The organism is Citrobacter sp. CF971 (genome assembly GCF_006385635.1).
Classification (GTDB): domain Bacteria; phylum Pseudomonadota; class Gammaproteobacteria; order Enterobacterales; family Enterobacteriaceae; genus Citrobacter; species Citrobacter freundii.
On the sequence record NZ_CP041051.1, the window covers coordinates 1,446,699 to 1,466,328 of the forward strand.

Genomic DNA, 19,630 nt, shown 5'->3' on the forward strand with positions numbered 1-19,630 from the left:
ATATTGCAATCGCGATGATCGAACAGCTCCACAATGTAAAATATATGTTGTGGAGATGTTATTTTTATGCGGTGCAAGGTGATGAAAGGGGTGAATAAATTCCGAATATAATTTTTGGTAGGGCGATAAGCGCAAAGAGTGTTTCGGATAATTCTGACTAAATAGATGCGCGGAATAGTAGATCACTGAAAGGGAACTCAGCCCGGATTGTGCGATCTGATCAATCGCCAAACCAACCAAAACCACCAACCGGACTGAGCGATGCCGATCATAGCACCAATACCCCGTGGCGAACGACGCCTGATGCAGAAAGCTATTCATAAAACGCGCGATAAAAATCATGCCCGCAGACTCACGGCCATGCTGATGCTTCATCGGGGTGAACGGGTCAGCGATGTTGCCAGAACTCTCTGTTGTGCTCGTTCATCCGTTGGTCGCTGGATTAACTGGTTTACGCACTCAGGTATTGAAGGCCTGAAATCCTTACCCGCAGGGCGCTCCCGACGCTGGCCTTTTGAACATATCTGCACCCTGTTACGTGAGCTGATAAAGCATTCTCCCGGCGATTTTGGTTATCAACGTTCACGCTGGAGCACCGAATTACTGGCATTAAAAATCAATGAGATAACCGGTTGCCAGTTACATGCAGGAACCGTTCGCCGCTGGTTGCCATCTGCGGGGCTTGTATGGCGCAGGGCCGCGCCAACTCTGCGTATCCGTGACCCACATAAAGATGAAAAGATGGCGGTAATCCACAAAGCGCTGGATGAATGCAGCGCAGAGCATCCGGTATTTTATGAAGATGAAGTGGATATCCACCTTAATCCTAAAATCGGTGCGGACTGGCAGTTGCGCGGACAGCAGAAACGGGTAGTGACGCCGGGGCAGAACGAAAAATACTATCTGGCCGGCGCACTGCACAGTGGCACGGGTAAAGTCAGCTACGTGGGCGGCAACAGCAAAAGTTCAGCGCTGTTTATCGCTCTGCTGAAGCACCTGAAAGCCACTTACCGGCGGGCGAAAACAATCACGCTGATCGTTGATAACTACATTATCCATAAAAGCCGCGAAACACAGCGCTGGTTGAAAGCAAATCCCAAGTTCAGGGTAATTTACCAGCCGGTTTACTCGCCGTGGGTGAATCATGTGGAACGGCTATGGCAGGCACTTCATGACACGATAACCCGTAATCATCAGTGCCGCTCAATGTGGCAGTTACTGAAAAAGGTCCGCCATTTTATGGAAACCGCCAGCCCATTCCCCGGAGGAAAACATGGTCAGGCAAAAGTGTAGCGGTATTAGGCGCAGCTATTTAGCTGGTAGACTTCTCCCACAGGAATGTTTTTCTTTTAGGAAAGTTTTCAGGTCACGCAACATGTCATCATTAAATATTAAGCAAGATAACGTTTCGGAATTTACTGGCTATCCTCAGCCAGCGGCAAACGCAAATGAAATCGATTTAGTGAACCTAATCGAAATCTTATGGCGAGCAAGAACGAAAATTATAGCGACCGTTTTCGCCTTTGCTTGTGTGGGTATTCTGGTATCTTTCCTGCTTCCGCAAAAATGGACCAGTCAGGCAATCGTGACCCCCGCAGAACCGGTTCAGTGGCAGAGTCTCGAGAATATGTTGACCAAATTGCGCGTGCTGGATATGGATATTAGCGTTAGCCGTGGTGATGTGTTTAACCTGTTTATCAAAAAATTCCAGTCGCCTTCATTGTTAGAAGAGTATCTGCGCTCTTCACCTTACGTGATGGATCAATTGAAAGGCGCTGATATCGACGAAATGGAGTTGCATCAGGCAATTGTCAGGCTTAGTGAGAAAATGAAAGCGGTTGATACTAACCTGGGTAAGAAGAACGAAACTTCGCTGTATACCGCATGGACGCTGAGTTTTACCGCGCCGCTAGCCGAAGAAGCCCAGTCTGTGCTGAAGGGATATATCCAGTATATTTCTGATATTGTAGTGAAAGAAACGCTGGAAGATATTCGCAATAAACTATCCATCAAAACCAGCTTCGAGAAAGAAAGGCTGGAGATGGATCGCGTCAGACTCAAGAATCAACTGGAAGCAAATATCCAACGACTGAACTACTCGCTGGAGATTGCCAATGCCGCCGGGATTAAAAAGCCGGTCTACAGTAACGGTCAGGCGGTGAAAGATGACCCCGATTTCTCTATTTCACTGGGTGCTGACGGCATCGAACGTAAATTAGAAATAGAAAAATCAGTAACGGATGTTGCTGAAATTAACGGTGAATTACGTAATCGGCAGTATCACGTTGAGCAACTGTTAGCGATGAATGTGAGCGACGTAAAATTCACACCGTTTAAATATCAACTTACGCCTTCGCTGCCGGTGAAAAAAGATGGCCCGGCTAAATCAATGATCGTTATTCTGGCCGCATTACTGGGTGGAATGGTGGCGTGTGGTGGCGTTCTGCTGAACTATGCCATGGTGTCGCGTAAGCAAAAAATGACGTTTATTGATCAGCAACTGGTGTGATGAATTATCGTATGGCGGCAAGCCAGCCGCCTTACGATAACGCGTGTTATTTGCTGCGTCCAAGCGGCACTACTAACGGCGTTCCGGCAACTGGATCGTCGATAATCATACAGCGCAGTCCATAGATTTTTTCAATAAGCTGCGCGGTGACGATCTCCTTCGGTGCACCCTCGGCAATAATTTTTCCATCTCGCAGCGCAATCAGATGCGTCGCATAGCGACAGGCCTGATTCAGGTCGTGCAAAACGGCGGCCAGCGTGTAGCCTTTTTCTCGGTTTAACTCACTCAGCAGTTCCAGCAGATCGATCTGATGACTGATATCCAGCCAGGTGGTGGGTTCATCAAGCAGCATAATCGACGTTTCCTGCGCCAGCACCATCGCAATCCATGCGCGTTGACGTTGTCCGCCGGAAAGGGTATCCACACTTTGTGATGCCAGGTGGGTGATACCCGTCGCCTGCATGGCGTTTGAGACCGCAATTTCATCCTCTTGCCGCCAGCGGGTAAACAGTGGCTGGTGCGGATAGCGCCCGCGGGCAACCAGCTCCTGTACCGTAATATCTCCCGGCGTGGTGGCGTTTTGCGCCAGCAAACCTATTCTTCGGGCGACTTCCTTGCTGGCATAGTGTTGAATATGTTCGCCGTCGAGCCAGACCTTGCCGTTCGCGGGCGTCATCAGGCGACTAAGCGTGCGCAGCAATGTCGATTTCCCGCAGCCATTTGGCCCGATAATCGCGGTGAAGTGACCGTCGGGAATCGACACATTGAGGTTTTCCGCCACGGTAAACTTGCCATAACCCAGCGTTAACTGGTCGCCACGCAAACGGGCTACTGATTCGGTCATTTTTTGCGGGACTCCTGAATTAACAAGACGATAAGATAAATACCGCCGAGGCTTACGGTGACAACGCCCACCGGAAGCTGATAAGGCATAAACAGCTGTTGGGCGCATAAATCCGCCATCAGCAGCAGCAACGCGCCGCACAGCGCTGACAGGGTTAATCCCCAGCGCGATGTGCCGCTTATACGTCGTGCGATATGCGGCGCGACAAGGGCAATAAACGAGATAGGACCCGCCAGCGCGGTGGCGGCAGCGGTCAGTACAACCGCAACCAGCATCATCATCAGACGCGAGCGCTCAACGCTGACACCAAGCGCACAGGCGCTGTCATCACCCATTTCCAGTAAGCGCATCCGGCGTACCAGCAATGTGGCGCATACCAGCATGATAATAATCAGCGGGGCAGACGGCCAGGTTTTGGCCCAGGTCAGGCCATTGAGCGATCCAGCGTTCCACAGTCCGGCCGTTAGCGCGGTTTCTAATGATGCTTTCAGCAGTAGCCAGGTGTTGAACGCCACCAGCATGGCGCGTATGCCGATACCAATAATAATTAGCCGGAAGGTGTCGATCCCATTGCGCCAGGCGAGCGCCCAGACCACCAGAGAAGTCAGGATCCCACCGAGCATGGCCGCCAGCGCGATCGCGGTAAGATGCTGTCCGAACAGCACCATTGCCACCAGCACACCGCTCCAGGCACCGGTATTAAAGCCCATCACATCCGGGCTACCCAGCGGGTTACGCATCAGCGACTGGAATATTGCGCCGCTCACGCCGAGCGCTGCGCCAATCAATAGCGCCATGAGCACGCGTGGCAAACGCCATTCGGTCACCACCAGGGTAATACTGCGCGGCGCATCGCCGAGCAGGGCGGCAATAATTTGCTGGGTTTCCAGCGTAACAACGCCGCTACGCAGGCTCCATAAACCAATGACGAGACAACCTGCAACCAGCAGCAGGCTGCTGATTATCAGGCGGCGGGAGAGGTGCATCATGCGCCACCCCCGCGCGATTTACGGCGTACCAGAAAGATAAGCACCGGCGCGCCGATGAAAGCGCTGACCACCGACACGCGCAGCTCGCCGGGAACAATCAGGCGACCGATGATATCGGCAATCAGTAACAGAGAAGGGGTTGCCAACAGGGTGACGGGCAGTGACCAGCGGTGATCCGCCCCCACTAGCCAGCGCGCCATGTGAGGTATCATCAGGCCGATAAAGGCGATAGGACCGACAATCGCGGTCGCGCTGCCGCACAGTACAGTAATCACCAGCAGGCCAATAAACTGTGTGCGAGCGACTTTACTACCAAGCGCAGTAGCAGTGTCGCTCCCGAGGCTCAGGCTATTCAGGGCGCGACTGAGGAACAGTGCGACAGCCGCGGCAATCAGTACTGGTACCAATACAACCTTCAGCGTTTGCAGGCTGCGGATATCCAGTGAGCCAGCTTGCCAGAAACGCAACTGATCGTAAACGTCCGGGTTGAGCAGGGCGATGCCGGTGGATAATCCTTCCAGCACCGCGCCCAGGGCAACGCCCGCCAGCGTCAAACGTACCGGGCTTAACTGCCCACCGCCCTGACTACCGGTAAAAGCTACGATCAGTGACGCAGCCAGCGCACCGCAAAAGGCCATCAGCAGTTGCTCTTGCGCAGAGGAAAAGCCGAACAGCGCGGCGCCCAGCACAATAGCGAAGCTGGCACCGGAGTTGACACCCAGAATGCCGGGATCGGCGAGAGGATTACGCGTGAGCGTTTGCATTAATGCGCCAGCCAGGCCCAGCGCACCACCGGCGAGCAGCCCCGCCAGCGTGCGTGGGAGTCGCGCGTCAAGCACGATGGTGCAATCAGCGCTTTGACAACTGCCGGTGAGCGCATCCAGCACCACGGAGGCAGGTAGCGACTTGGCGCCAATAACCAGACTTAATACCGTGGTCAGAACAAGTAATAACAATAGTCCGGGCACGGCGAAGGCGCGTGTCGCGGAAACAGAGCATGACATATCAACTTCCCTGATAATGATAGTAATTATCGTTATCGATCTTATTTGGATATGTTAGCATGTGCAGCCATCGAATGGATATTGAAAAAGTACCTGGTAAGGCTCTGTAATGAATCGACAATCATGGCTGCTCAATCTCAGCCTGTTAAAGACCCACCCTGCATTTCGTGCAGTCTTCCTCGCCCGTTTTATTTCCATTGTCTCTCTGGGGCTACTCGGCGTCGCGGTTCCGGTTCAAATCCAGATGATGACCCAGTCGACCTGGCAGGTCGGTTTGTCGGTGACGCTGACCGGCAGTGCAATGTTTATTGGCCTGATGGTGGGCGGTGTGCTGGCCGACCGCTATGAGCGTAAAAAAGTGATCCTGCTGGCGCGTGGTACCTGTGGCATTGGCTTTATTGGCCTGTGTTTGAATGCGTTACTTCCCGAACCGTCGTTACTGGCAATTTATCTGCTTGGCTTATGGGACGGTTTCTTTGCTTCGCTGGGCGTGACTGCTTTACTGGCAGCGACGCCAGCGCTGGTCGGGCGGGAGAATCTGATGCAGGCCGGGGCGATTACCATGCTGACGGTACGTCTGGGATCGGTAATTTCGCCGATGCTTGGCGGGGTGTTGCTCGCGACCGGCGGCGTGGCCTGGAACTACGGACTGGCGGCGGCGGGGACCTTCATTACCTTACTACCGTTGCTGAGTCTTCCCGCGTTGCCGCCTCCGCCGCAGCCGCGTGAGCATCCGCTGAAATCGCTGCTGGCAGCATTCCGCTTTCTGCTTGCCAGCCCACTGATTGGCGGCATTGCACTGCTCGGTGGTCTGTTAACCATGGCGAGCGCCGTGCGCGTGCTGTATCCGGCGTTGGCGATTAACTGGCACATGTCGAGTGCGCAAATTGGCCTGCTGTATGCGGCTATTCCGCTGGGGGCAGCCGTGGGTGCATTGACCAGCGGACAACTGGCGCACAGTCTTCGTCCGGGACTGATTATGCTGGCATCGACCGTGGCTTCATTTCTGGCTATCGGTCTGTTTGGCTTGATGCCCGTTTGGCAGCTTGGTGTGGTTTGTCTGGCGCTGTTCGGCTGGTTGAGTGCGGTCAGCTCTTTGTTGCAGTACACCCTGTTACAGACGCAGACGCCGGAAGCGATGCTCGGGCGAATTAATGGTTTGTGGACCGCACAGAACGTCACCGGTGATGCGATTGGCGCGGCGTTGTTAGGTGGTCTGGGCGCGATGATGACGCCGGTTGCTTCGGCAAGCGTGAGTGGGTTTGGGCTGGTGATTGTCGGTCTTTTACTGCTGCTGTTGTTGGGAGAAGTGCGCCGATTCCGGCAAGTCCCCGTGAATGTCTGATCGCGTTGTGCTCTACGGATTGTAGGCCGGATAAGGCGTTAGCCGCATCCGGCGCTGGCAATTAAAACAGAGCCGACAGACGTTGCAGCAGCAGCATTGCGCTGTAGTAGTCGAGACGGAAGGTTTCCGTACCCAGGGCGTAAACACGTTTATTTTGCACGGCTGGCAGATGCGCCAGAAGCGGATTAGCGTAAATAGCATCGGCATCTTTGCTGTCGCCAGCAAACAGGAACAGCGCTTCGCCGTTCAGGCCTGCCGCCAGGTTCTCACCGCCAAGCTGGATGATATCGTGGCGTTTGCCCTGACTCTGGCTGGTATGCAAGTTGGCAGGCAGCGTTGCCAGCGTGAACCCTAACTGCTCCATCAGCTTGCCTTGCGCTGACTCAGGCGTCCACAGGTTGGCGCTGTGCGCCGCGGCGGTATATACCAGCGCGCTGACCGGCTGTGGTGGCAGGGTAATACGTTGCTTAACTGCCTGTAGTTGCTTATCAAACTCGGCAATACGCGCAGCAGCCTGTTGCTCCTGACCGGTAATTTCACCTAACTGGGTCAGCAGCGACTGCCAGCTTTTATCGTCGTAATTAATGATGAGCGTTGGCGCAATGGTGGACAGCTGATCGTACAGCGCGAGGGCAGAATCGCCCCCGGTGGCGCTTACCAGAATCAAATCCGGCATTTGAGCTGCGACGGCCTCGGCGCTCGGTTCGCCGATATACAGGCGGCTCAGTTTGCGTTCTTTTGCCACTTCGCTCCACTGGCGTAAAAAGCCCTGCGCATCGCCGATGCGATTGTTCGGCGTAGTGGCACCGCTGGCGATGACCGGGGCATCAATCGCCAGCAGCGAACCGGTGAGGGTCACGCTGGTGGAGACAATTCGCTGCGGTTTATGCTCCAGCGTATGCGTGCCGCGGCTGTCAGTAACCTGACGCGGCCAGTCGGCGGCGTGACCTGAAGAAATTCCTGAAAGAGATAAACCTGCCAGTAAGAGCACGGTGCGGCAAAAATAGGGGAGACTCACGAATCAGCTTCCTGTTATCAGTATGAGTAATGCTTCTCATTTTCATTGTTAGCGAGCAAGGATGCAAGCCAAAGTCGCACATTGTGCTACCACAAGAGTTGACATACCGCCGCTTTACTTTTAGGTTAGCGACCGAAAATATAAATGATAATCATTATTAGAGCCTTTATCATTTTTGGAGGATGATATGGATACGTCACTGGCCGAGGAAAAAACGCAGACTATGCCGACGCTCGCTCCCGACAGTTTTTTCTTTATGTCGCCGTACCGTAGTTTTACGACGTCAGGATGCTTCGCCCGCTATGCGGAACCGGCAATTGATGGCGATTCGCCAGACAGCCCTTTCCAACAAAAAATGAACGCACTGTTTGCTGATGCCAAATCACAGGGTATCGCGAATCCTGTCATGGTCGGGGCGATTCCCTTTGATACCCGCCAGCCATCATCGCTGTTTATTCCCCAATCGTGGCAGAGCTTTTCTCGTACGGCGAAGCAGCAATCATCACGTTACTTTACCGCGCATCAGTCGCTGAACGTCGTGGAACGTAAATCGATCCCGGAACAGGACTTTTTTGAAGATATGGTCGCCCGGGCGGCTGCGCTGACGTCTACTCCGGAAGTCGACAAAGTGGTGTTGTCACGCCTGATCGATATCACCACCGATGCCAACATTGACAGCGGTGCGCTGCTGGAGCGTCTGGTGGCGCAAAATCCAGCGAGCTACAACTTCCATGTGCCGATTGAAGACGGCGGCGTATTGATTGGTGCCAGCCCGGAATTGCTTCTGCGCAAAGAAGGCGAGCGTTTCAGTTCTCTGCCGCTGGCGGGCTCTGCACGTCGTCAGCCTGATGATGTGCTGGATCGCGAAGCAGGGATCCGCCTGCTGGCATCTGAGAAGGACCGCCATGAGCACGAACTGGTGACGCAAGCTATGAAAACGATATTGCGCGATCGCAGCCGTGAACTGCAACTGCCTTCTTCTCCGCAGCTGGTTACTACGCCGACGCTCTGGCACCTCGGCACGCCGTTTGAAGGTAAAGCCAACGCGCAGGAAAACGCCCTGACGCTGGCGTGCCTGCTGCACCCGACGCCTGCGCTGAGCGGCTTCCCACATCAGGTTGCGCGCAAACTTATCGCCGAGCTGGAGCCGTTCGATCGCGAACTGTTCGGCGGTATTGTCGGCTGGTGTGATGCCGAAGGTAACGGTGAGTGGGTGGTGACGATCCGCTGTGCGAAGCTGTTGCGCAATCAGGTGCGTTTCTTTGCCGGAGCAGGAATTGTTCCAGCCTCTTCCCCGGTTGCGGAATGGCGTGAAACGGGGGCCAAGCTCTCCACGATGTTGAATGTTTTTGGACTGCATTAAGAGCCTTGTGGACTGGTTTTAAGGAGCAATAATGAGTATTCCATTCACCCGCTGGCCGGAAGAGTTTGCCCGCAGGTATCGTGAAAAAGGTTACTGGCAGGATTTGCCGCTGACCGACATTCTGACCCGTCACGCCGACAGCGACCATACGGCGGTTATTGATGGTGAACGCCATCTGAGCTATCGCCAGCTGAATCAGGCCGCTGACAATCTAGCCTGCAGTTTGCGTCGCCAAGGGATTAAACCCGGTGAAACCGCGCTGGTACAACTGGGCAATGTGGCTGAGCTATATATCACCTTCTTTGCGTTACTCAAGCTGGGCGTAGCTCCGGTGCTGGCCCTGTTCAGCCATCAGCGTAACGAACTCAATGCCTATGCCAAACAGATTGAACCGGCGCTGCTGATTGCCGATCGCCAGCATACGCTGTTTAGCGGGGACGATTTTCTAAACGCTTTTGTGGCCGAACACAATTCAGTGCGCGTGGTGCAACTGCACAACGACGAAGGTGAACACAATCTGCAAACGGCGATAAGCCAACCTGCGACTGATTTTACGGCTACACCGTCGCCCGCTGATGAGGTGGCGTACTTCCAGCTTTCCGGCGGGACGACCGGGACGCCAAAGCTGATTCCTCGCACTCATAACGATTACTACTACAGCGTGCGTCGCAGCAATGAGATTTGCCGCTTCACCGGGGAAACGCGTTATTTATGCGCAATCCCGGCGGCGCATAACTACGCCATGAGTTCGCCAGGCGCGCTGGGTGTGTTCCTGGCCGGCGGCACCGTCGTGCTGGCGGCCGACCCTAGCGCTACCCTGTGTTTCCCGCTGATTGAACAGCATCAGGTTAACGTCACGGCGCTGGTGCCACCTGCGGTGAGCCTGTGGTTGCAGGCGATTGCGGAGTGGGGCAGCAATGCGCAACTGGCTTCGCTGAAACTGCTACAGGTCGGTGGAGCGAGACTTTCCGCCACGCTTGCGGCGCGTATTCCGGCTGAGATTGGCTGCCAGTTGCAGCAGGTCTTCGGCATGGCGGAAGGGCTGGTGAACTACACCCGTCTGGACGACAGTCCTGAGCGCATCATCAATACCCAGGGGCGCCCGATGTGTCCTGATGATGAAGTCTGGGTAGCAGACGCTGACGGCAACCCCTTAGCCCAGGGAGAGACCGGACGCTTGATGACACGTGGTCCGTACACCTTCCGTGGTTATTTCAAAAGCCCTGAGCATAATGCCAGCGCCTTTGACGCCAACGGCTTTTACTGTTCCGGCGATCTGATCGCTATCGACCCGGATGGCTACATCACCGTTCAGGGACGCGAAAAGGATCAGATCAACCGCGGCGGGGAGAAGATCGCTGCTGAAGAGATTGAAAACCTGCTGCTGCGCCATCCAATGGTTATCCATGCCGCGCTGGTCAGTATGGATGACGAACTGATGGGCGAGAAAAGCTGTGCCTGGCTAGTGGTAAAAGAGCCGCTGCGCGCGGTTCAGGTGCGCCGTTTTCTGCGCGAACAGGGTGTGGCGGAATTCAAATTACCCGATCGTGTTGAGTGCGTTGAGTCATTACCGCTGACTCCAGTGGGGAAGGTAGATAAAAAACAATTACGTCAGTGGCTGGCATCACGTTCACTGGCCTGAAGGAGAAATAGAAATGGCAATTCCTAAACTGCAGGCTTATGCGCTACCAACGGCGCTTGATGTTCCGGTGAACAAAGTCGACTGGGCATTTGACCCTGAACGCGCTGCGCTGCTGATCCACGACATGCAGGATTATTTTATCGGCTTTTGGGGCGATAACTGTCCGATGATGGAGCAGGTCGTCGCGAACATCGCCGCTCTGCGCCAATACTGCAAAGAGCATAATATTCCGGTTTATTACACCGCTCAACCGAAAGAGCAGAGTGATGAAGACCGCGCTCTGCTCAATGATATGTGGGGACCGGGCCTGACGCGTTCGCCGGAACAACAAAAGATTGTTGAGGCGCTGGCGCCGGATGAAGCGGATACCATTCTTGTGAAATGGCGTTATAGCGCATTCCATCGCTCCCCGCTGGAACAGATGCTCAAGGAAACCGGGCGTAATCAACTGATCATTACCGGGGTGTATGCGCATATTGGCTGTATGACCACCGCAACGGACGCTTTCATGCGTGACATCAAGCCGTTTATGGTTGCCGATGCGCTGGCGGATTTTAGCCGTGACGAACACTTGATGTCGCTGAAATACGTGGCGGGACGTTCCGGGCGTGTGGTTATGACCCAGGAATTATTACCGACGCCGGTTCCGGTCAGTAAAGATGCGTTGCGCAGCATTATTCTACCGCTGCTGGATGAGTCCGAAGAGCCGATGGATGACGAAAACCTGATCGACTATGGGCTGGATTCCGTGCGCATGATGGCGCTGGCGGCGCGCTGGCGTAAGGTTCATGGTGACATTGATTTCGTGATGTTGGCGAAAAAACCGACCATTGACGCATGGTGGGCGCTGCTCTCCCGCGAGGTGAAGTAATGGCCGGATTTGATTTTGCCGGGAAAACCGTCTGGGTAACCGGGGCGGGAAAAGGGATTGGCTACACCACGGCGCTGGCGTTTGCGAATGCAGGTGCTGAGGTGACTGGATTCGATCGCGAATTTCCTCAGGATAACTACCCGTTTACGACCGAAGTGCTGGATGTGGCGAATGCCGGACAGGTAGCTGAGGTGTGCCAGCGCGTCCTCAAAGCGCGCGAGCGTTTGGATGTGTTGGTCAATGCCGCAGGTATTTTGCGTATGGGTGCCACCGATGCGCTAAGCGCTGAGGAGTGGCAGCAGACGTTTGCGGTTAACGTTGGCGGGGCGTTCAATCTGTTTCAGCAGACGATGGCGCAGTTTCGTCGCCAGCAGGGCGGGGCGATCGTGACCGTCGCGTCGGATGCGGCGCACACGCCGCGTATCGGCATGAGTGCTTACGGTGCCTCAAAGGCCGCGTTGAAAAGCCTGGCGCTGACCGTCGGACTTGAACTGGCAGGCAGCGGTGTGCGTTGTAACGTGGTTTCTCCGGGTTCGACCGATACCGACATGCAGCGTACGCTGTGGGTCAGCGATGACGCGGAGCAACAGCGCATTCGTGGATTTGGCGAGCAGTTTAAGCTTGGGATTCCGCTGGGGAAAATCGCCCGGCCGCAAGAGATCACCAACACTATTTTATTCCTCGCTTCCGATCTGGCCAGCCACATTACATTACAGGATATCGTGGTGGACGGCGGTTCCACGCTGGGGGCATGACGATGATCTGGAAACGTCATTTGACGCTGGATGAACTCAATGCCACCAGTCAGAACACGATGGTGGCGCATCTGGGAATGGTCTATACACGACTGGGTGATGATGTGCTGGAAGCCGAAATGCCGGTGGATAGCCGAACGCATCAGCCGTTTGGCCTGCTGCATGGCGGCGCGTCGGCGGCCCTGGCGGAAACGTTGGGTTCGATGGCGGGTTATCTGATGACGCGCGACGGGCAGTGTGTGGTGGGGACGGAACTAAACGCCACGCATCATCGGGCGGTATCGCAGGGGAAAGTACGCGGCGTTTGTCAGCCGTTGCATCTTGGGCGTCAAAATCAAAGCTGGGAAATCGTCATCTTTGATGAGCAGGGACGACGCTGCTGCACCTGCCGTTTAGGCACGGCGGTGATGGGGTGAGGTTACCCGGCAAAGTAAAATGAAATTGCAGAGTTAACAGGTAAATGAAGTGATCCAGTTAACAATGCAATGTAAATAGTCAGTTATGTCTCAGGTTTATGTGGTTGTCAGGTTGTTAAAATCAGGAAAGATGTTATAGAAACAAAATGTAACATCTTTCTGGATCACGCAAACGGACAACAACTATGAATAAATCAGGGAAATACCTCCTCTGGACATTGCTCTCCGTTATCGGAGCATTTGCCCTGGGATATATTGCGTTAAATCGTGGTGAACAGATCAACGCGTTGTGGATAGTCGTGGCGTCAGTCTGTGTCTACCTTATCGCTTACCGTTTCTATGGCCTGTACATCGCGAAAAATGTACTGGCGCTGGACCCGACGCGTATGACGCCAGCCGTGCGTCATAACGATGGTCTGGATTATGTACCCACCGATAAAAAAGTACTGTTTGGTCACCATTTTGCAGCGATTGCCGGAGCGGGTCCGTTAGTTGGACCGGTGCTGGCGGCGCAAATGGGCTATCTGCCGGGTATGATCTGGCTGCTCGCCGGGGTGGTACTGGCAGGGGCGGTGCAGGACTTCATGGTGCTGTTTGTTTCTACCCGTCGCGATGGTCGTTCCCTTGGCGAACTGGTGAAAGAAGAGATGGGCCCAACGGCGGGTGTTATTGCGCTGGTAGCCTGTTTTATGATCATGGTGATTATCCTCGCGGTACTGGCGATGATTGTCGTGAAAGCGCTGACCCACAGCCCGTGGGGAACTTACACCGTAGCGTTCACTATCCCGCTGGCGATTTTTATGGGGATTTACCTGCGCTATCTGCGCCCGGGCCGCATTGGTGAAGTGTCGGTCATCGGTCTGGTATTCCTGGTGTTTGCCATTATTTCCGGCGGCTGGGTAGCGGAAAGCCCGACCTGGGCACCGTACTTTGACTTTACCGGCGTACAGCTGACCTGGATGCTGGTGGGCTACGGTTTTGTCGCCGCCGTGCTGCCGGTGTGGCTGCTGCTGGCCCCGCGTGATTACCTCTCTACCTTCCTGAAAATCGGCACCATTGTTGGTCTGGCGGTAGGGATTCTGATCATGCGTCCGACGCTGACCATGCCAGCTCTGACCAAGTTTGTTGACGGTACTGGCCCGGTCTGGACCGGTAACCTGTTCCCGTTCCTGTTTATCACCATTGCATGCGGTGCGGTATCTGGCTTCCATGCGCTGATCTCCTCCGGAACCACGCCGAAGATGCTGGCGAATGAAGGGCAGGCTTGCTTTATCGGCTACGGCGGAATGCTGATGGAATCCTTTGTCGCCATTATGGCGCTGGTTTCCGCGTGCATCATCGATCCGGGCGTGTACTTTGCGATGAACAGCCCGATGGCGGTGCTGGCTCCTGCGGGCACGGTTGATGTAGTGGCTTCTGCGGCACAGGTAGTCAGTAGTTGGGGCTTTGCTATTACGCCAGATACTCTGCACCAAATCGCCAATGAAGTGGGTGAGCAATCCATTATCTCCCGCGCAGGTGGTGCGCCGACGCTGGCCGTCGGGATGGCGTACATTCTGCATGGCGCACTGGGTGGCATGATGGATGTGGCGTTCTGGTATCACTTCGCCATTCTGTTTGAAGCTTTGTTTATTTTGACGGCGGTTGATGCCGGTACACGCGCTGCGCGCTTTATGCTGCAGGACTTGCTGGGCGTGGTGTCACCGGGCCTGAAACGTACCGATTCGCTGCCAGCGAACCTGCTTGCGACGGCGCTGTGCGTGCTGGCCTGGGGTTACTTCTTACACCAGGGTGTGGTGGATCCTCTGGGTGGTATTAATACCCTGTGGCCGCTGTTTGGTATCGCCAACCAGATGCTGGCAGGTATGGCGTTGATGCTCTGTGCTGTGGTGCTGTTCAAGATGAAACGCCAGCGCTACGCGTGGGTGGCACTGGTCCCAACCGCCTGGCTGCTGATTTGTACCCTGACCGCTGGCTGGCAGAAAGCGTTTAGCCCGGATGCAAAAATCGGCTTCCTGGCTATCGCCAACAAATTCCAGGCGATGATCGACAGCGGTAACATTCCGGCGCAGTACACCCAGTCGCAGCTGACGCAGCTGGTGTTTAACAACCGCCTGGATGCGGGTCTCACCATCTTCTTCATGGTAGTCGTTGTGGTGCTGGGTCTGTTCTCCATCAAAACTGCGCTGGCAGCATTGAAAGAGGACAAACCAACTTCGAAAGAGACGCCGTACGAGCCGATGCCTGAGAATGTCGAAGAGATCGTGGCGCAGGCGAAAGGCGCGCACTAATATTCTCTTAACCAATGAGCCCTCTCCTGAATGGGGAGGGCGTTTGTACGACAGGGAATCACTATGTTTGAAACACTCTCCAAAGCCGGGAAGTATTTAGGTCAAACCGCCCGATTAATGATAGGTGTGCCGGATTACGACAACTATGTTGAACATATGCGCGTCACGCATCCGGACCAAACGCCAATGACCTACGAAGAATTTTTCCGCGAGCGCCAGGATGCGCGATATGGGGGGAAAGGCGGCGCGAAGTGCTGTTGATTTTTTGCCGGATGGCACTGACGCTTATCCGGCCTACAACATCGCATTTGCCGTTATAATTAGTCGTCGTAGGCCTGATAAGGCGAAGCCGCTATCAGGCATCCCATACCCTAATCATACCGTAAACGATTCTACCTTTTCGAATGCTGCGCGCAGTGTCTCCGGCGTTAACGTTACCGGCAGGGCGTGAATGGACTCCACCGGGCGCAGGGTGTGCGTAATCACTTTGTCGATTTCTGCGCGATTATTGATGTCCACGTCCAGTTGAGCTAATCGGGTGGGCAGGTTGAAGCGCTGATAGGCGGTAATTAACTGCGCCAGCACGGCATCTTGACCCAACAACGCACTCTGCACCAGGATGCCGTACGCCACTTTAGTGCCATGTAAAAACTTCTCTGTTTGTGGGAGGACGGTCAGGCCATTGTGAACAGAATGCGCCGCCGCCACGCGGGTGTAGCGCTCGCCCAGACCACCAACCATGCCGCCTCCGGCAATAATCGCATCCACTACATCGCAAAACGTGCGGCTTAACGAGCCTTGTTGTTTATCTGTCAGCGCCTGCTCGCTGCTTTCCAGCAGGACGTCGCGGATCGTCTGCGCGGCATCGATACCCAGACGAACAGTTAATGGCAGGTTTTCTGGCTGAGGCGCAAGCACGACGGCCTCGTACCACTTCGCCAGCGTGTCGCCGATCCCCGCCAGTAGATATTCCTCTGGCGCATTGAGAACGATCTCGGGTTCGACCAGAACGAGGAAATTGGCATCAGGGAAAATTTCAAAATGCAGCGCCTGGCCTGCATCGTTATACCAGACGGAAAGCGGCGTCCAGGCGGCGCAGGTCGCCGCAATCGTAGGAATACCGACAAACGGCAGATCCAGACGACGGGCCAACGCTTTAGCGGTGTCGAGCAATGTTCCTCCGCCCACGCCAATCACCACGCTGCGATTATCTCCCGACTCTTTTGCCAGTTGAGCAACATCGGTTTCGCTGCAATGTCCCGTAAACAGCAGGCGCTTAGCCTCGGCGAGATGAAATGTCTCTGGCAGATAAGGGCGGGCCGCATCGATAGCGCGCTCACCATAAACCCACACGGCGCGTGAAAGTTGGTCGGTAGTGAAAAAATCGTTGAGTCTCGACAGGCTGCCGGGATGGGAAAAATAGTTGGCCGGGCCGGTGACGACGCGAATCTCTGTATTACTCATGTTGTGTTGTCCTTTGGCTGTCCTGTCCAGGCAGGTTATTTTTATATAGACGTCTGAACGTCTTGATTGCCAAATACTAGCATCGTGTTATAGTGGCTTCAACCACAACATCACACGCTGGGATAACAATAATGAGTAATAACCCGCTGATTCCGCAAAGCAAACTGCCTAACCTGGGCACTACTATCTTCACGCAAATGAGTGCGCTGGCGCAGCAGCATCAGGCCATTAATCTCTCGCAGGGATTTCCTGATTTTGACGGTCCGCTCTTTTTGCAGGAGCGTCTGGCGTATCACGTCGCGCACGGTGCAAACCAGTATGCACCGATGACGGGCGTGCAGCCGCTGCGCGAAGCCATCGCGGATAAAACGGCAGACCTGTACGGCTACAAACCCGACGCGAATAGTGAAGTGACCATCACTGCGGGGGCCACAGAAGCGCTGTATGCCGCGATCACTGCGCTGGTGCGCCCAGGTGATGAGGTGATTTGTTTTGACCCGAGCTACGACAGCTATGCGCCTGCGGTTGAATTATCCGGCGGGGTGGTTAAACGTATCGCGCTGCAACCACCGTCTTTTCGCGTCGACTGGCAGGCTTTTAGTGCCTTACTCAGCGACCGTACCCGATTGGTTATCCTGAACACGCCACATAATCCTTCTGCCACCGTGTGGCATCACGCCGATTTTGACGCGCTGTGGCAAGCAATTAAAGAACGCGAGATCTTTGTCATCAGCGACGAAGTTTATGAGCATATCTGTTTCGCCAGGCAAGGGCATGCCAGTGTGCTGGCACATTCAGAGCTGCGGGAACGCGCTGTTGCTGTTTCATCGTTTGGTAAGACCTACCATATGACCGGCTGGAAGATTGGCTACTGCGTTGCGCCAGCAGCCATTAGCGCTGAGTTACGCAAGGTACACCAGTATCTGACGTTTTCCGTCAACACGCCGGCTCAGTTGGCCCTGGCGGATATGCTACGAGAAGATCCTGCACACTATCGCGAGCTGCCTGCGTTTTATCAGAAAAAACGCGACGTGTTGGTGAACGCGCTGCGTGACAGCCGACTGGAAATTCTGCCGTGTGAAGGCACGTATTTTCTGCTGGTCGATTACAGCGCCGTTTCCACGCTTAACGACGTGGAATTTTGCCAGTGGCTGACCACTGAAGTGGGCGTTGCGGCGATACCGCTGTCGGTGTTTTGCGCCGATCCTTTCCCGCATAAACTGATTCGTCTCTGTTTTGCCAAGCAAGAATCGACGCTGTTAACAGCAGCTGAACGTCTGGTGTCGCTGTAGCTATTTCACCGTCCAGGCTTTGGAGAATCGACGGTCGGCGAACAACTCTTGCAGACCGTTGATTTGCTTCAGGCGTAACACCTCGTCGTTGTCCATGCCGAGATCCTTGCTAATTCTTTCTTCACTCCATCCCAGTTGCGATAGCTCGCGGACAATCTCGGACATGGCGTGGATTTGATGACGCCCACGGGCGCGGTTGTGGCGAATGGTCGCCGCCATACGCTCTTGGCGTTCTCGTTCTAAACAGGCAACCGGCAGGTATCCTTTAAGCCTGGGCCTCAGTGAGGCTTTGGCTTTACCTAACTCGTGGCGGTGGAAACCGTCGACAATTTCGTATTCCTCTGCCGTTGAGTGAACCACCACAATGGGCTGTGTAAACCCGTCTGCTTCAAGGGATTTCAGCAGCAGCTTTTTCTCCGGTGGCGCAACGTTATTGGGGTTGTAGTCATTGGGTGAAATGTGATCATTTTTAACCCAAAGTACGCAATCTACGGGTTCCTCGCGAAAGGGACTGACGCTGTGTATCGCCCGCCTGAATTCATTGATGGCTTCAATTCGTTCTTCTTCTGACAGGCCAGAAAGAAAGCCGAGGAGTTCGTGAGTTAGTCGGTGTTGCATAAGATTCCCCATTCCTGGCGTTTTGTTTTCATACGTTCGTTATAGCGTTGGTAGTTTTTGGGTTTCGTTGGACTGAATGAAAGTGCCCGACACCAGTAATCATTATTCAACAGGACTTTGCAGATACGTCGCCATGAAGGAATATCTTTCGAACCAATATCGCCTTCCTGATTTTGTGGGATATTATCCATGCCTTTTTTCTTATACCACTGCAAATAGACGGCGATTTTATTGCGGTAATGCTCTGCGGTAGTCTCCGGCATGCTGTTCAATAGCAGCATGGCATATTCCTGCCAGCTTAAATGCTCTGGTTTAAGTATTTTCCGATGACCGTAAAAATGGTTGTCATGACCGGCATAAATCCCCCCGCTTTTAACACCGCTGACACGGGCGCACATAGCCGCCCAGCGCTCGGGTTCAATGACATGATATAGCCATAATCCCTGACGCTGTTCCGGGCCAAAGGGTTCGCAAATGCGCATATATCGTGTCGGGACCCCGGCCTGGTACATCAGATTATACAGGGGGTTACACGGCAATTTTGACTTCGCAAACCACGTCCAGATGTCGGCTGTTTTCCAGTCATACAGCGGGTAAATATACCAGGTGTGTCCACCAGGTGCTGCAGTCGTCCACGGCTTGTCATCGGCAAAACGCTGCTTTTGCGAGTTGGCAATGGCAACAAAGCGGTTATATGACTCATCGGCGCGGATGCCCACCATCATGGCAGCCGGTCGTTTCTGCGAAAACCAGTCAGCGAACTCACGAACAAATTGTTCAAAGGTCATGCCGGGTTGATAGAAGGAGAAATATTCAGGATCGGTTATGGCATCTGCGGGCGGCTGGCGAACCCATTTCGTACCCGGCTCCCAACACTGCCATTCGGGTTGAAATTGTGACAGTGAATTCTGCGTCGTCAGCGGTAATGCCACCCAATAAAATCGTTCGATGACATCGGCATAATGTTCACGTAGAGCTCCTACATAGTCGATAGTGCAGGAGAATTGTGCTTCCCAATCGATAAACAACACATTTATTTTTTTATGCAGTTGGCGTGCAAGCATGGCTGTCAGATGTAGCATTAGTCCTGAATCCTTCCCGCCGGAAAAGGAGACACAAACACGAGGTAGGGTTTCAAGTGTCCAGGTTATGCGCTCCAGAGCGGCTTCCAGCACGTTTTGACCAAGCGGGATTTTATAAATAGACATA

18 protein-coding genes are annotated in these 19,630 nt (G+C 54.3%); 11 read left to right on the plus strand and 7 right to left on the minus strand.

The genetic code is table 11. The features are described 5' to 3' along the window. The first annotated feature begins 261 nt into the window (after nucleotides 1-261). Nucleotides 262-1,293: an IS630-like element ISEc33 family transposase gene (locus E6P06_RS10300; RefSeq protein ID WP_032425611.1), complete on the plus strand. Its 1,032-nt coding sequence runs from the start codon at nucleotides 262-264 to the stop codon at nucleotides 1,291-1,293. Nucleotides 1,294-1,375: 82 nt separating this feature from the next. Next, nucleotides 1,376-2,509 carry an LPS O-antigen length regulator Wzz(fepE) gene (gene wzz(fepE) / locus E6P06_RS10305; RefSeq protein ID WP_003847441.1) on the plus strand — a complete coding sequence of 378 codons (1,134 nt, stop codon included), beginning with the start codon at nucleotides 1,376-1,378 and terminating at the stop codon, nucleotides 2,507-2,509. 46 nt (nucleotides 2,510-2,555) lie between these two features. Here the strand turns inward: wzz(fepE) and fepC are convergent, their stop codons facing one another. The 3 genes from fepC to fepD are packed head-to-tail and all read right to left on the minus strand — an operon-like array spanning nucleotide 2,556 to nucleotide 5,346. After that, nucleotides 2,556-3,353 (minus strand): iron-enterobactin ABC transporter ATP-binding protein, encoded by a 798-nt coding sequence (fepC, locus tag E6P06_RS10310; protein WP_003022023.1) that lies wholly within the window; start codon nucleotides 3,351-3,353, stop codon nucleotides 2,556-2,558. Beyond that, on the minus strand, nucleotides 3,350-4,342 hold the full coding sequence (gene fepG, locus E6P06_RS10315) for an iron-enterobactin ABC transporter permease (protein ID WP_003022026.1): 993 nt from the start codon (nucleotides 4,340-4,342) through the stop codon (nucleotides 3,350-3,352). Before fepG ends, fepC begins: the two co-directional genes overlap by 4 nt. After that, nucleotides 4,339-5,346: a Fe(3+)-siderophore ABC transporter permease gene (fepD, locus tag E6P06_RS10320; RefSeq protein WP_003835646.1), complete on the minus strand. Its 1,008-nt coding sequence runs from the start codon at nucleotides 5,344-5,346 to the stop codon at nucleotides 4,339-4,341. Before fepD ends, fepG begins: the two co-directional genes overlap by 4 nt. 109 nt (nucleotides 5,347-5,455) lie before the next feature. On the opposite strand from fepD, the gene entS reads away from it, so the two are divergent. Further along, complete coding sequence (entS, locus tag E6P06_RS10325) at nucleotides 5,456-6,691, plus strand: enterobactin transporter EntS (RefSeq protein ID WP_058842522.1); 1,236 nt, start codon at nucleotides 5,456-5,458, stop codon at nucleotides 6,689-6,691. Nucleotides 6,692-6,752: 61 nt separating this feature from the next. Here the strand turns inward: entS and fepB are convergent, their stop codons facing one another. Further along, nucleotides 6,753-7,709 carry a Fe2+-enterobactin ABC transporter substrate-binding protein gene (fepB, locus tag E6P06_RS10330; RefSeq protein ID WP_049002148.1) on the minus strand — a complete coding sequence of 319 codons (957 nt, stop codon included), beginning with the start codon at nucleotides 7,707-7,709 and terminating at the stop codon, nucleotides 6,753-6,755. 187 nt (nucleotides 7,710-7,896) lie between these two features. Here fepB and entC point away from each other — a divergent pair, with 187 nt between their 5' ends. The 7 genes from entC (at nucleotide 7,897) to E6P06_RS10365 (ending at nucleotide 15,308) form a co-directional block, all read left to right on the plus strand. Further along, nucleotides 7,897-9,072 (plus strand): isochorismate synthase EntC, encoded by a 1,176-nt coding sequence (gene entC, locus E6P06_RS10335; protein ID WP_044699498.1) that lies wholly within the window; start codon nucleotides 7,897-7,899, stop codon nucleotides 9,070-9,072. Between the two features lie 31 nt (nucleotides 9,073-9,103). After that, nucleotides 9,104-10,714 carry a (2,3-dihydroxybenzoyl)adenylate synthase EntE gene (entE, locus tag E6P06_RS10340; protein ID WP_032948773.1) on the plus strand — a complete coding sequence of 537 codons (1,611 nt, stop codon included), beginning with the start codon at nucleotides 9,104-9,106 and terminating at the stop codon, nucleotides 10,712-10,714. A gap of 13 nt (nucleotides 10,715-10,727) precedes the next feature. Then, nucleotides 10,728-11,585, plus strand: a complete 858-nt coding sequence (locus tag E6P06_RS10345) for an isochorismatase (RefSeq protein WP_054528180.1) — start codon at nucleotides 10,728-10,730, stop codon at nucleotides 11,583-11,585. Then, on the plus strand, nucleotides 11,585-12,340 hold the full coding sequence (entA, locus tag E6P06_RS10350; protein WP_003022049.1) for a 2,3-dihydro-2,3-dihydroxybenzoate dehydrogenase EntA: 756 nt from the start codon (nucleotides 11,585-11,587) through the stop codon (nucleotides 12,338-12,340). The genes E6P06_RS10345 and entA overlap by 1 nt, the downstream gene beginning before the upstream one ends. 2 nt (nucleotides 12,341-12,342) lie before the next feature. Further along, entirely contained in the window at nucleotides 12,343-12,756 is a 414-nt protein-coding gene (entH, locus tag E6P06_RS10355; RefSeq protein ID WP_003022055.1) for a proofreading thioesterase EntH, read from the plus strand. 185 nt (nucleotides 12,757-12,941) lie between these two features. Next, a complete protein-coding gene (cstA, locus tag E6P06_RS10360) occupies nucleotides 12,942-15,047 on the plus strand; it encodes a pyruvate/proton symporter CstA (RefSeq protein WP_003022061.1) in 2,106 nt (701 codons plus the stop codon). 63 nt (nucleotides 15,048-15,110) lie between these two features. After that, on the plus strand, nucleotides 15,111-15,308 hold the full coding sequence (locus tag E6P06_RS10365) for a YbdD/YjiX family protein (RefSeq protein WP_006685574.1): 198 nt from the start codon (nucleotides 15,111-15,113) through the stop codon (nucleotides 15,306-15,308). A 114-nt stretch (nucleotides 15,309-15,422) separates the two neighbouring features. Here the strand turns inward: E6P06_RS10365 and E6P06_RS10370 are convergent, their stop codons facing one another. Then, nucleotides 15,423-16,511: an oxidoreductase gene (locus E6P06_RS10370; RefSeq protein ID WP_003835631.1), complete on the minus strand. Its 1,089-nt coding sequence runs from the start codon at nucleotides 16,509-16,511 to the stop codon at nucleotides 15,423-15,425. A 131-nt stretch (nucleotides 16,512-16,642) separates the two neighbouring features. Here E6P06_RS10370 and E6P06_RS10375 point away from each other — a divergent pair, with 131 nt between their 5' ends. Next, entirely contained in the window at nucleotides 16,643-17,803 is a 1,161-nt protein-coding gene (locus E6P06_RS10375) for a pyridoxal phosphate-dependent aminotransferase (RefSeq protein WP_048216712.1), read from the plus strand. Here the strand turns inward: E6P06_RS10375 and E6P06_RS10380 are convergent, their stop codons facing one another. After that, nucleotides 17,804-18,421: a ParB/RepB/Spo0J family partition protein gene (locus tag E6P06_RS10380; RefSeq protein WP_106107871.1), complete on the minus strand. Its 618-nt coding sequence runs from the start codon at nucleotides 18,419-18,421 to the stop codon at nucleotides 17,804-17,806. After that, nucleotides 18,406-19,629, minus strand: a complete 1,224-nt coding sequence (locus E6P06_RS10385; RefSeq protein WP_139935208.1) for a phosphoadenosine phosphosulfate reductase — start codon at nucleotides 19,627-19,629, stop codon at nucleotides 18,406-18,408. The genes E6P06_RS10380 and E6P06_RS10385 overlap by 16 nt, the downstream gene beginning before the upstream one ends. Between the last annotated feature and the right edge of the window lies 1 nt (nucleotide 19,630).